11 protein-coding genes are annotated in these 12,533 nt (G+C 73.0%); 4 read left to right on the top strand and 7 right to left on the bottom strand.

What is annotated here, in order from left to right:
• Positions 1–63: 63 nt before the first annotated feature.
• Positions 64–1,380 (bottom strand): MFS transporter, encoded by a 1,317-nt coding sequence (locus tag IE178_RS21555; RefSeq protein WP_193513437.1) that lies wholly within the window; start codon positions 1,378–1,380, stop codon positions 64–66.
• A 71-nt stretch (positions 1,381–1,451) separates the two neighbouring features.
• Between IE178_RS21555 and IE178_RS21550 the strand changes: the two genes are divergently transcribed.
• Positions 1,452–2,495, top strand: coding sequence for a GlxA family transcriptional regulator (locus IE178_RS21550; protein WP_193513436.1), 1,044 nt, complete (start codon positions 1,452–1,454; stop codon positions 2,493–2,495).
• A gap of 533 nt (positions 2,496–3,028) precedes the next feature.
• On the opposite strand, the gene IE178_RS21545 is transcribed toward IE178_RS21550, so the two are convergent.
• The 3 genes from IE178_RS21545 to IE178_RS21535 form a co-directional block, all read right to left on the bottom strand.
• The gene (locus tag IE178_RS21545) at positions 3,029–3,493 is read right to left on the bottom strand and encodes an ATP-binding protein (protein WP_184763990.1); all 465 of its coding nucleotides are present in this window, start codon (positions 3,491–3,493) and stop codon (positions 3,029–3,031) included.
• Positions 3,494–4,017: 524 nt separating this feature from the next.
• On the bottom strand, positions 4,018–4,530 hold the full coding sequence (locus tag IE178_RS21540) for an EF-hand domain-containing protein (protein ID WP_184763813.1): 513 nt from the start codon (positions 4,528–4,530) through the stop codon (positions 4,018–4,020).
• A gap of 147 nt (positions 4,531–4,677) precedes the next feature.
• Positions 4,678–5,058, bottom strand: coding sequence for an STAS domain-containing protein (locus IE178_RS21535; protein WP_184763814.1), 381 nt, complete (start codon positions 5,056–5,058; stop codon positions 4,678–4,680).
• 357 nt (positions 5,059–5,415) lie between these two features.
• On the opposite strand from IE178_RS21535, the gene IE178_RS21530 reads away from it, so the two are divergent.
• A complete protein-coding gene (locus IE178_RS21530; protein WP_193513435.1) occupies positions 5,416–5,997 on the top strand; it encodes a sigma-70 family RNA polymerase sigma factor in 582 nt (193 codons plus the stop codon).
• Positions 5,994–7,340, top strand: a complete 1,347-nt coding sequence (locus IE178_RS21525) for a zf-HC2 domain-containing protein (RefSeq protein ID WP_318280156.1) — start codon at positions 5,994–5,996, stop codon at positions 7,338–7,340. The genes IE178_RS21530 and IE178_RS21525 overlap by 4 nt, the downstream gene beginning before the upstream one ends.
• A gap of 171 nt (positions 7,341–7,511) precedes the next feature.
• Here IE178_RS21525 and purU read toward each other — a convergent pair whose 3' ends face one another.
• Both purU and IE178_RS21515 read right to left on the bottom strand, forming a co-directional pair.
• Positions 7,512–8,393: a formyltetrahydrofolate deformylase gene (gene purU, locus IE178_RS21520; protein WP_184763816.1), complete on the bottom strand. Its 882-nt coding sequence runs from the start codon at positions 8,391–8,393 to the stop codon at positions 7,512–7,514.
• 112 nt (positions 8,394–8,505) lie between these two features.
• Positions 8,506–9,006, bottom strand: coding sequence for an SCO4402 family protein (locus tag IE178_RS21515; protein WP_184763817.1), 501 nt, complete (start codon positions 9,004–9,006; stop codon positions 8,506–8,508).
• A 118-nt stretch (positions 9,007–9,124) separates the two neighbouring features.
• On the opposite strand from IE178_RS21515, the gene IE178_RS21510 reads away from it, so the two are divergent.
• Complete coding sequence (locus IE178_RS21510; RefSeq protein WP_193513434.1) at positions 9,125–10,435, top strand: ABC transporter substrate-binding protein; 1,311 nt, start codon at positions 9,125–9,127, stop codon at positions 10,433–10,435.
• Between the two features lie 57 nt (positions 10,436–10,492).
• On the opposite strand, the gene IE178_RS21505 is transcribed toward IE178_RS21510, so the two are convergent.
• Positions 10,493–12,358, bottom strand: a complete 1,866-nt coding sequence (locus IE178_RS21505) for a hypothetical protein (protein WP_193513433.1) — start codon at positions 12,356–12,358, stop codon at positions 10,493–10,495.
• Between the last annotated feature and the right edge of the window lie 175 nt (positions 12,359–12,533).

The raw sequence follows: 12,533 nt of genomic DNA, 5'->3' as shown, positions 1-12,533 counted from the left end.
CGCGCAGCGTACGCGCGGGGTGATCGCGGTACTCCCCGAGGGGGCGTGTCACGCGGCCGGCGGTCAGGCGGTCGCGAGAACCCGCGCGGCCGGCCGGCGGCGGATCACCAGCGCCATCAGCGCCGCCGCCGCGCACAGCGCTCCCGAGGCGTACCAGACCACGTCGTAGGAGCCGAAGGTGTCCCGCGCGACGCCGCCGAGGAAGGCGACGACGGCGGCGCCCACCTGATGGGAGGCGAGGACCCAGCCGAAGACGATCGGGCTGTCGTCGCCGTAGTGCTCGCGGCACAGGGCGAGGGTGGGCGGCACGGTCGCGACCCAGTCGAGGCCGTAGAAGACGATGAAGAAGAGCATCGGCGGGTGGACGCCCGGCGCCAGCAGGATGGGCAGGAAGAGCAGCGAGACACCGCGCAGGGCGTAGTAGACGGCGAGCAGGCGGCGGGAGTCGAAGCGGTCGGTGAACCAGCCGGAGGCCACCGTGCCGACGACGTCGAAGACGCCGATGACGGCCAGCAGGGAGGCGGCGGTCGTGATCGGCATGCCGTGGTCGTGGGACGCGGGCACGAAGTGGGTCTGGATCAGGCCGTTGGTCGAGGCACCGCAGATCGCGAAGGTCCCGGCGAGCAGCCAGAAGGGGCCGGTGCGCACCGCCGAGGACAGGACCTCGAGCGCGCGCCGGGCGGCGCCGGGGACGGGCGCGGGCTTGGGCACGAACTCCTTCGCGCCGTACGGCTTCTGGCCCACGTCGGCCGGGTGGTCGTGCAGCAGCAGCCAGACGAACGGGACCACCGCGAGGGCGGCGAGCGCCACGGTGACGGCCGCCGGACGCCAGTCGTACGTGTCGACGATCCAGGACAGCACGGGCAGGAAGATCAGCTGTCCGGAGGCGGACGCGGCGGTGAGGATGCCGCTGACCAGGCCGCGCCGCTCGGCGAACCAGCGGTTGGTGACGGTCGCGGCGAAGGCCAGTGCCATGGAGCCGGAACCGAGGCCCACCAGCAGGCCCCAGCACAGCATCAGCTGCCAGGCCGCGGTCATCCACACCGTCAGGCCCGAGCCGAGCGCGATCACGGTGAGGGCGACGGCGACCACCCGCCGGATGCCGTAGCGGTCCATCAGCGCCGCGGCGAAGGGTGCGGTGAGGCCGTACAGCGCGAGGTTCACGGAGACCGCCGCGCCGACGGTGCCGCGCGACCAGCCGAACTCGTCGTTCAACGGGTCGATGAACAGGCCCGGTACGGAACGGAAGGCGGCGGCGCCGATGATCGTCACGAACGTGACGGCGGCGACGAACCACGCGCGGTGGACGCGGGTGCGGGTCGGCGTGCGGCCGCCCGCGGGCGGCTCCGGGGCGGCGGCGGTCTCGGTTGTCCGGGTCACGTCCTAGAGCTTCCGGTGCCGAGCACGCCGCATCGAGTGGCCGGAAGGACAGCATTCGCTAGGATCGGGCTATGGATCCGGTCGAGCCCACCCCTTCGTCCGCCGGCCCGCGGCCCCACCGCGTCGTCGTCCTCGCCCTGGACGGGCTGCTCCCCTTCGAGCTGGGCATCCCGCATCGCATCTTCGGCCGGCCGAGGGACGGGCGGGGGCGGCACCTGTACGAGGTGATCACCTGCTCGGTCCGGCCGCCCGGCCCGGTCGAGACCGACGCCGACTTCGCCGTCCACGTCGCCCACGGCCCGGAGGCCCTCGCCACCGCCGACACGGTGATCGTCCCCGCCTCCTACGAGCTCGGCCCGGTGTACGAGCGGGGCGAGCTGACCGACGACCTGGCCGCCGCCCTCGCCCTCATCCGCCCCGGCACCCGGCTCGCCTCCATCTGCACCGGCGTGTACGTCCTCGCCGCCGCCGGTTACCTCGACGGCCGCCCGGCCACCACCCACTGGGCCGACTCCGAGCGCCTCCAGCGGCTCTTCCCCCGTGTCGAGGTCGACCCGGACGTGCTGTTCGTCGACGACGGCGACATCCTGACCTCCGCGGGCGTCGCGGCCGGTATCGACCTGTGCCTGCACATCGTGCGGCGCGACCACGGTGCCGTCGTCGCCAACGACGTGGCCCGGCGCACGGTCGTACCGCCGCACCGCGACGGCGGGCAGGCCCAGTACATCCGGCGACCGGTGCCCGATCCGCAGCAGGCGTCCACGAGCGGTGCCCGCGCGTGGGCGCTGGGCCGGCTGCACGAGCCGATCCAGCTGCGCGACATGGCCGCGCGGGAGGCGATGTCGGTACGCACCTTCACACGCCGTTTCCGGGAGGAGGCCGGTGTCAGCCCGGGGCAGTGGCTGACGCAGCAGCGGGTGGAGCGGGCCCGGCATCTGCTGGAGTCCACCGATCTGTCGGTGGACCAGGTGGCCCGCGACGCCGGCTTCGGCACGGCCCAGTCGATGCGGCAGCACCTTCAGGCGGCGCTGGGGGTGACGCCGACGGCGTACCGGCGGACCTTCCGGGCCGGCGGGCGGCAGCGGACCGGCGCTCCCGCGACGGCCGGGACATGAGCGGCACGGCGGACCTCATGGCCCGCCGAAGCACGCGCAGAGTTGTCCACAGGCTGTGGACGAGCGGGGCGTCACACGCTCCCGCCGTCGACTGCGGTGCGGCGCCGTCCGCCCCGAGCACGGCAGCGCCGCACCGCCTTTCCGGCTTCGGCGCTCCCGCCCGGGTTCCCCTCGACCCCGAGGGAACCAACGCCGAATCACGACCCACACTCGTCGAGGACTCCGGTCGCCGAGCCCTCGCCGTCCCCTCGCGGCGAATCGCTGACGAACAGCGTGACCAAACCATCACGGTGGGTCAACACTGATTTGGGTGAGATGGAGAGGGATGCGGCATACGCCCTGTTCGTCGGCACCGCGCACGGAAGCACACCCGGCGCATGGACTCACGTGCGGCCGGCACGGCCGGCCGACCGTGCACCCCCTGCACCTGCAGGGCGCGGGCAGCCGCGCGGTCGACCACAGGGCGCGGGCAGCCGCGCGGTCGACCACGACCGACCCGCATCCGCGCACACGCGGACACGCGCAGCCCCGCGTCACACCGCTTCGTAGGTCAGCCCGCCGTACGCCGCCGTGCCGCCGCCGCAGGCCTGTGCGGCCCCGGATGTCCGCGCGCAGCGGTCCAGTTCGCACCAGATGCGCTTGCCGGCACCCTCCGAGCTCCAGCCCCAGCGGTCGGCCAGTCCGTCCACGAGGGCGAGCCCGCGCCCCCCGGTCGCCTCTCCGTCCACGCAGCGCGGCACCGGCGCCCGGTCGCTGCGGTCGGACACCTCCAGGCGGACGGTGACCTCACCGGCCGCCTCCGTGCCCGGCAGGGACAGCCTCAGCACGGCAGGACGGCCGGTGTGCACCACGGCGTTGGTGACGAGCTCCGAGACGAGCAGGATCAGCGTCTCGGCGAGTGGTTCGTCGGCCTCTATGCCGGACACGGCCAGACGCGAGCGGGCCCACCGCCGGGCCCGTCCCACCTCAGCGGGGTCGGGCCGGATCTCCAGCTGCACTTGAAGCACCTGCACCGCTCACACCATCCGAACCGGCGGACACTTAGGCTCGCGCCTCACGAGGGCCACGATCGTAGCCACTAGCTGCATGGCCAGAACAACGGCCGGGACAGGAGTCACGGAACGTGAATCCCTTGTGAAACAGCATGGTTGACGTACAGTCACGCCAACAAGCGCTTCGGGCATATTCCAGCGCGAAGGAGTGCATGTGCGGCATACTGTGCGACGCCCGCCGCGGGAAGTCGAACAGTCGGCGGCGTTTCGCCTGGCCACACGGCGAGTGGCCGCAGGCACCAGCGTGACGGAGTCGCCTCGGGGGCGACTCCGCCGCGGTGCGTGCTCCCAACGACTCGCATCCCACACAAGGTACCGGAGCGGACGTCCGACTCCAGGCCGTGACGACTCACGCACAGGACACAAGCCGGTATCAACGCTCCGTGATCACGTAAATGCCACGATCCGTGACATCCGCACGCCGGCACGGCTGTTCCGGGACGCACCTCGACGATGGCCGTTCAGGACGGCTATTCGGGGACGGTGAAGTAGCGGGCGAAGGCCCGCACGACCTCTTCCTCGCCGATCCTGCCGTCGCCGTCCGTGTCCAGCGAGGCGGCTGCCGCGCGGGCGGCGTCCGCGGGGACACCGAGCGCCCCGAGGATCCGCGCGGCGGCCTCGACGGTCACCGTGCCGTCACCATCGGTGCCGGCCACGGCGAGCGCCGCGTGCAGAAAGGGGCGGGCGATGTCGGCGAACCGCTCCGGGGTGTCCCGCAGGCGCTTGACCGCGCCGTTCACGAACTCCTCGCGGGTGATGCGCTGGTCGCCGTCCCGGTCCGCGATCCCCGCCATGCCCTGCCAGAACGCCTCGGCCCCGATGTACAGGGCCTGGCCCCGGTCGGAGCGGGCCGCGGTGTCGAACTCGGCGAGCAGCGCCTTGGCCGCTCCGCTGAAGTCCTCGCGGTCGATGTAGCCGTTGCCGTCCTGGTCGAAGGTGGCGAACCGGGCCGCGATCCTGCGCTCGTACTCGCTGGTGACCATGTCTCTTCAGGCCGCCTTAGGTCAGTGGGTCGTCTCGCTGGGAGCGTACGGGGTGGCGGGCCGTCGGGTAGCCCGAAATCGACGCCTGCACCAAGACGGGGGGAAGAACGGAACAATCGTGTGACACGTGTGAGCGGACGTAACCCCTCAGGCCGACAGCGGGCGGGAGTCCTCGTCGACCGCGGACGGGACGTCCGGGTGGATGTCGAAGAGGCGGCGGACGCCGAGGGCGCCGAGCACCTTGTTGACGTGGCTGCCGTCGGCGGCTCCCCGGGCGGGGAGGATCAGCCGCAGGCTGCCCTGGCAGGAGCGCAGCAGCCGGCGGGAGGCGATGAGCACGCCGACCCCGCTGGAGTCGCAGAACCACACCTCGGAGAGATCGAGGACGAGACGGTGGCCGCCCTCGGCCACCACGTCGTGCACGCGCTGGCGCAGCACCGGGGACGTCACCAGGTCGAGCTCGCCCGACACCCGGAGCACGGTCCATTCGTCGTGCTCCTGGTCGGTCACTGTGAAGGTCACCACCACGCCCCTCGCTCGCCGAAACGGAAGCAGTACCTACGCTTCCTTGCAGCGCGGCTGCCCACCGGCCGTTCCCTGAAACACGGCCCCAGAAACGGAAACCAAACGTAAAGGGCTTGTTCTAGTCGCCTTCGATCCAATTCGATCGGTTCCGATCGGCGAGTGGAAGGGTAGAGGCGGTGCGAACGACGGCCGACACGCGCGGGCGGCCCCATATCACCTGCGGCTCCGCCGGGGGCGCACCTTGCTACAAAGGGGCGTGCGTCCTTGTACGTGCCGACTACATTCGTAAGGCTGCCGGCCACACGCTGGAACCGGGCACGACCGGCCCGGGACGTGGAGGAACAGGGGGTGAGGGGCCGCATGGCGCACAGGGACGTACCGCCCCGCTGGGACCGCAAGATGCAGCAGCGGCTGGCGCGCGGGGAGGCGGCGGCCCTCGGCGAGCTCTACGACCGGTTCGCCTCCCTCGTGCACGGTCTCGCCCACCGCGTCGTCGGCGACGAACACGCGGCCGACGCCCTCACCCGCGACGTCTTCGCCCACGTCTGGGAACACCCGGACGCCTACGACCCCCGGCGGGAGCCGCTGCGCACCTGGCTCGCCACGCTGACCAGCCGGCTGGCCGTGCAGCGGCTGCGCACCACCGGGACGGCGGCGCTCGCCCGGGGCGGCCCCGGCACCACGGAGGACCTCGAGCGCACGGTGCGCCACGCCTCGGTGGCCGCCCGCGCCGACTACATCGTCCAGTCCATGCCGGCGCCGCTGCGGGCCGCGCTGGAACTGGCGTACTTCCAGCGCCGGGACTACCACCAGACCGCCGTCGACCTGGGCGTCACCGACGACGAGGCCCGCCGCCGGCTCCGCCTGGGCCTGCAACTGCTGGCCACCGCCCACGACACCGAGGCCCCGGGTGCTCCGCCCCGTATCGGAGGCGCCGCATGAGCGAGCACCGCCGCGAGCCGTACGGGACCGACACCGAGCCTCACGACGACACCGCCGATGCGTACGACGACCACGCCGAACCCTACGAAGGCACCGCCGACCCCTACGACGACCGATTCGAGCCCTACGACGACCGATGCGAGCCGTACGTCGACGATCATGAGAAAGCCGGGGAGCACCACGAGCACACGGCCACGGAATCGCACCCCTCGGACGGGCCGGACGGTATGCCTCTCGTGCTGGAGCACCACGTGCTGAAGTCGCTGCTGGGCGCCTGGGCCCTGGCCGCCTGCGGGCCGGCGGAGGCGGAGGCCGTCGAGGAGCACCTCGGCGGCTGCGGGCCCTGCGCGGACGAGGCGCTGCGGCTGCGCGAGGCGGTCGGCCTCCTCCAGCGGTCCGAGACCCTCGACCTGGACCCCGGTCTGCGCGCCCGCGTCCTGGAGTCGTGCCTGGAGCGGCGCCCGCCGCGCATCCCCGTCCCGGAGTGGGCCGCCGCCTACGACACCGAGACGGCGCGTCTGGACGCGCTGCTCCAGGACTTCGGCGCCTCCGAGTGGCACGCGCCGGTGCGGCTGCGCTGGTACGAGGCCGACGAGGCGACCACCCGCCGGACCACCGTCGCCGGGGTCATCGCGCATCTGATGACGGTGGACGGGCTGGTCGCGGTCGCCCTCGGCCTCGACGACCCGCTCGGCGACGTCACCGCCGCCCGGCCCACCCCGTGGGACCGCACCGAGGCGTACTGGCGGGCCGCCCCCTCCCCGCCCACCCGCTCCGTGCGGACGCCCTGGCGGGAGCAGAGCCACAACCTCGTACGCACGGTGTCCTTCACGGGCGGCGGCACCGGGCGGATGGCGGTGTCGTACGGCGACTACGACCTGCCGCTGCACGACGCGATGCTGGACCGTGCCTTCGAGTGCTGGGTGCACGCGGAGGACATCGCCGAGGCGGTGGACTACCCCTACGAACCACCCACCGGGCGGCATCTGCACCGCATCGTCGACCTGGCCGCGCGGATGCTCCCGGCCGTGCTGGAGCACCGCCGCCTCAACGGACTGGCCTCCCCCGTGGAGCGGCATCTGGTCGCCGCCGGCGAACCGGGGCGCAGCCTGCGGCTGGAGATCGAGGGATCCGGCGGAGGGGAGTGGCTGATCCCGCTGGACTCCCCCGCCGCGAAGGGGTCCGCGGAGCACGAGGTGGCCCATGTCGCGCTGGACGGCGCGGAGTTCTGCCGACTGGCCGCGGGCCATGTGCCGCCGCTGGAGGCGGCCGTCGGTCAGGTCGGCGACCGTGAGGCGATCAAGGACGTGCTGTTCGCGGCGGCGAGCATGAGCCGGATGTAGGGGGGCGGGTGGCGACAGCGCGGGCGGCCGCGGGTGGCTCCCGGTGACCGGCGCGGTTCCCCGCGCCCCTCGAGGCGGGTCCGCCGCGCCGGCCGGGAAGGGGCGCGGCGAAGGGCGCGACCGGCCACCGACCACCCGCGGCCGCCGACGAAGCAGAAGCCCCCCGAGTGCTCAGGCGAACACCACCGTGCGGCGGCCGTTCAGCAGGATCCTCCGCTCCGCGTGCCACTTCACCGCCCGCGCCAGCGCCTGGCACTCGACATCCCGTCCGATGGCGACGAGCTGATCCGGCGTGACGTCGTGTCCCACCCGCTCGACCTCCTGCTCGATGATCGGGCCCTCGTCGAGGTCGGCCGTCACGTAGTGCGCGGTGGCACCGATGAGCTTCACGCCCCGCGCGTGCGCCTGGTGGTACGGCTTCGCGCCCTTGAAGCTCGGCAGGAAGGAGTGGTGGATGTTGATGATCCGCCCGGAGAGCTGCTTGCACAGGTCGTCGGAGAGGACCTGCATGTAGCGGGCGAGGACGACGAGCTCGACGTCCTCCTCGCGCACGAGCTCCAGCAGCTTCGCCTCGGCCTCCGGCTTGTTGTCCCTGGTCACCGGGATGTGATGGAAGGGGATGTTGTACGAAGACACCAGCTCGGCGAAGTCGGTGTGATTGGACACCACGCCGGCGATCTCCACGGGCAGCGCGCCGGTCCGTGCGCGGAACAGCAGGTCGTTCAGGCAGTGCCCGAACCTGCTGACCATGAGCAGGATGCGCATCTTCTCGTCGGCCCGGTTGATCTGCCAGTCCATCTGGAAGGAGTCACCGATCGCCGCGAAGCTCGCCCGCAGTTTCTCCACGGTCACCGGGGCGTCCGCCGAGAAGTGGACCCGCATGAAGAACAGTCCCGTGTCGTGGTCGCCGAACTGCTGACTGTCCTCGATGTTGCATCCGGTCATGAACAGATAGCTCGACACGGCGTGCACGATGCCCTGCTTGTCGGGACAGAACAGGGTGAGGACGTACTGATCGGCGGGGGCCGCGGCTCGGGTGGACTGCTCGCTCATGCAGAACAGGGTCCCACACACGGGGTCACGGACCGGCCGTCCGTTCCGTCAGGTTCTGTCCGTCCCTTGCCGTCGTCGCCCGAAGGGGCGGGCGGGAAGGGTCGGACAGACCCTAGGCGGAGCGCGTCAGGATCCGCAGCACCTCGAGCGTGCTCGGCGGGACGTCGGGGTCCTCGCCGTCGCTCGCCGCCATCCGCACATGCGCGTCCCGCGCCGCCCGTACCGCCTCCGGCCACCCTTCGTGCTCCAGGTAGGCGGTCACCGGCGCGTCCGGGCCGACCTGGTGCATGATCCGCAGCACGCGCAGCACCGCGGAGTCGACGAGCGCCGCCTCCTGGGAGTCGCGGAAGATCGTGCCGACGTACTTCTCGGCGGACCAGTTGTCCAGCCAGGTGTCCTCGACCAGCCGGTAGACGGCGTCGGTGACGTCACCGTAGCCGGGCACCCCGGCCAGCCAGACGTCGCGCTGGAACACGGGGTCGGAGAGCATGTGCAGCGCGGAGCGCACATTGCTGCGCCAGCGCCACCACGGCATGTCGTTGAGTGGCATGCCGCCCATGGTGGAGGAGCGACGGCCGCGACGGGAAGAGTTCTCCGAACCTTGCACGGTCATCGATCGTACGTTTTCCCGGCCCGCCCGACACACCGGACCCCGCAATTCACCTCCACGTCACCCGCCGTTGACCAAGGGTCACTCCGGGATTGGCCGTGTGGCGGAAGTGTGCGGAGGCATGACCGGCAGGCGACTCACGCGCAGCACTCTTCTCCCCCGCCTCCTCCCCCGGCCCGTCAGAACCGGCGCCCTGGCCGCGGGCGCGGTGGTGGCGTGCGCGTCGCTCGCCGCCGGCTGCGGTGTCGTCCCCGGCGTCTCGGGCGGCTCCGGCGACGACACCATCACCGTGATGACCTGGGCGCCCCAGGACACCAGAGCCACCAACAAGCCCGGAATGCCGGCCCTCGCCCAGGCCTACGCCCGTTGGATCAACTCCCGGGGCGGTATCAACGGCCGCCGGATCAACGTGCTGACCTGCAACGAGAAGAACGACAACGTGACCGCCGCGCGGTGCGCCCGGCGCGCGGTCCAGGAGCACGCCGTCGCGGTCGTCGGCTCCTACAGCCAGCACACCGACTCCTTCATGCCCACCCTGGAGGGTGCCGGCATCCCGTACATCGGCGGCTACGGCATCACCACCGACGAGTTCACCAGCCCCCTGTCCTACCCGGTCAACGGCGGGCAGCCGACGCTGCTGGCCGGCCTCGGCCGCACCCTCGCCGACACCTGCGGGCCGGTCACCCTGGTCCGGCCCGACACCATCGCCGGCGACCAACTGCCTCCGCTGCTGGACTCGGGTCTGAAGGCGGGCGGGCACGCGCTCTCCGGCGACCAGCGGGCGGCCGAGGACGCCACCGCGTACGGCGGCCAGGCCCAGCGGGCACTGCAGCGCACCACCACCGACCCGGCCGAGCAGGGCTGCGTGGTGCCCGCCCTCGGCGACCGCACGAACACCTTCATGGACTCCTTCCGGCGGGCCCGCGCCGACTACCCCGAGGTGCGCACCGCGACCGTGCTGGGCAGCGTCGACCAGACGACGATCGACGCGTCCGGCGGGGCGTCGGGACCGTACGAGGGGTCGTACGTCACCGGCTGGTACCCCGCGGCGAGCGACGCGCGCTGGAACCCGATGAAGAAGGTGATCAAGCAGGAGGCGTTCGGCGACAACCGGATCGACGCCGCCGACGCCGGGGTGCAGACCACCTGGATCGCCTACACCGTGTTCCAGCAGGTCGTCGAGTCGATCGGCGACGGCGAGGTGAGCGCCGACACCGTGAGCGATGCCCTGGACGGCGGGCTGAAGGTGACCACGGGCGGCCTCACCCCCACCCTGCGGTGGAAGTTCCAGGACGAGCTCGCCGCCGTCGGTTTCCCCCGGCTGGTCAACGCGAACGTGACCCTCCAGGTGGTCAAGGACGGCCGGCTGGTGGCGGCCCGCGAGGGCTTCACCGATGTGACGAAGACGCTGCGGGACGCGGATCCGGCCTGATCCGGCCTGATCCGCCCGGCCGGCCGCCGGGCGGATCGGTCGTTCTCCGCCGTCAGGTCACAGCTGGGTAGGCTGGCGTTCGGTCAGGCCGTACTGCCGGGCGATCGCGTTCCACAGCTTGGCGGCCTTCGCCTTCTCGGCGGTCGCGGTGCCGCTGGCCCGGTTGCCGGCCTGGGTCTGGCCGGTCGTACGGGCCTGGCCCTTCTTGCAGTGCTTGCCCTTGGCACCGGCGACCTCGTCGGCCCAGGCCGCGTAGTGGTCGTCGGCCGAGGCCGACGCCTTCCACGCCTTGGTGAGCGCGGTGGTCAGCGCCTCGTGGTCGGGCAGCCTGTCCACCGACAGGCCGGAGAGGTCGGTCACCAGCTGGTTGCGCTGCTCGGCCGCGTCCCGCAGGTCCTCGGCCGCCTGGCCGAGGTCGCGGCAGGCCTTCACATCGCCCACCGCGTTGATCACAGCGGTGCGGCTGTCGCCGCTGTCGGCCAGCAGCTTGTCCAGCTCGACGGCCTGCCGGCGGACCGGGTCGACGGACGGCGAGGCGGAGGCCTCCTCGCCCGCGGACGCGGTGGCGGACACCGTCTGGTCGTCGCCGCCGTCGTCGTCCCCGCTGCCGAGCAGGGCGCCCGCGCCGACGCCGAGGATCGCGATGCCGACGCCGACCGCCGCGATGAGCGGCACCCGCGAACCGGAACGGCCACCGCCGCGACCGCCCCTGCCGCCGACGGCCGGGGCCGGTGGGGCCGGTGGGGTGTGGGCGCCCCGGGCGGGCTGCCCGTAGCCCACGCGCGGGAGCCGCTGGGTGGATCCGGCCGGACCGTCGTCACTGCGGAAGAGGTTGTCGAACTCGGCGGGCGGCTGCCGGTTGCCCTCACCGGGCGGCGGGGTGCCGTAGGGCTGCCCGGCGGGCTGGTCGGTGACGGGAGCGATGTACTGGGTGGCCTCGGCGTCGGGGTGGCCGGCGGACGGCAGGGGGCCGGCGCCCGCACCGGGTGCGCCCTGCGGGGAGCGGCCCAGGAACCGGGTCGTCTCGGAGTCGTGCGCGGCGGGCATCTCGGGCGGCAGCGCGCCCGGGCCCACCGGGGGTATGTACTGCGTCGCCCCCTCGTCGGGACCGCCGGCGGCCACCGGCGGCAGGTACTGGGTGGCATCTTCCGGCCCGTCGGACGCGGCGGGCGGCAGGGGTGCGCCACCGGACGGGGAGCCGTATCCGCCCTGCGCGGGTGCACCGTAGGCACCGCCGCCGTTCGCCGGGGGCAGCGGGGCTCCGTAGCCGTCAGGGGAACCGTGCGGGCCGGGCGCGCCGTTGGGGCCCGGGTGGCCGCCGTAGCCCGCGTCCGGCTGCGGCCCGGCGCCCGGACCGTACGCGTCGCCGCCGTGCGAGGCGGGCCCGGCTCCCCCGCCGTACCCCGCGCCCAACTGGGGCATGGGTGCCGCACCGTTCCCCGCTCCCCCGGCACCCGGGCGGCCGTACGCGTCACCGGCGCCCTGCGGGCCGCCGTAGCCCGCACCCGGCGGTGGCGGCGGTGTGCTGCCGTGGCCGTCGTACGGGCCGCCGTAGGGCGGGGCCGGCGCGCCCTCGGGGGGCAGCGCGCCGGGGCCCGGGGACGGAGCGGACGGAGCCTGCGCGCCCCAGGAGGACTGCTCCGGGGTGCTCCACTGCCGGTCGGAAGGGGACTGCCAGTCCTGCCCGGGCGGCGGGGCCGGCGTCTGCTGGTCGGGGCCCCACGGAGTGCCCCAGGTCTGGCCGCCGGGCGGGGCCGAGGCCGGGAACCCTCCGCCGGAGTGCCGGCCGTCCGCGCTGCCGCCGGGCGCGACCGGTCCGGTCGTCATGCCCGGCAGCAGGGGTTCACCACCGTCGGAGGGCAGCACGATGCCTTCGCGCGCGGGGCGCGCCGAGGGCTCCTCGCCCTGTCCACTCTGCGTCACCGGGACTCCTACTAATGGGGGACCTTGTGAATCGTCGGCTCACGCTACCGGGTCCCCGGAGCCCGGTGCCACGCAGCACAGAACCCGACCTCATGCCCTGTGAGCGCGGTAACAAAACCGGGTCACCGCACGCTGATGACATCACCCCCTCCACACCTCCACGCCACCTCAACGG

The organism is Streptomyces griseoloalbus (assembly GCA_014650015.1).
In the GTDB taxonomy this organism is placed as follows: Bacteria; Actinomycetota; Actinomycetes; order Streptomycetales; family Streptomycetaceae; genus Streptomyces; species Streptomyces griseoloalbus.
Note: the sequence above shows the minus strand (reverse complement) of the source record. Positions and strands in the feature narration are given on the sequence as shown.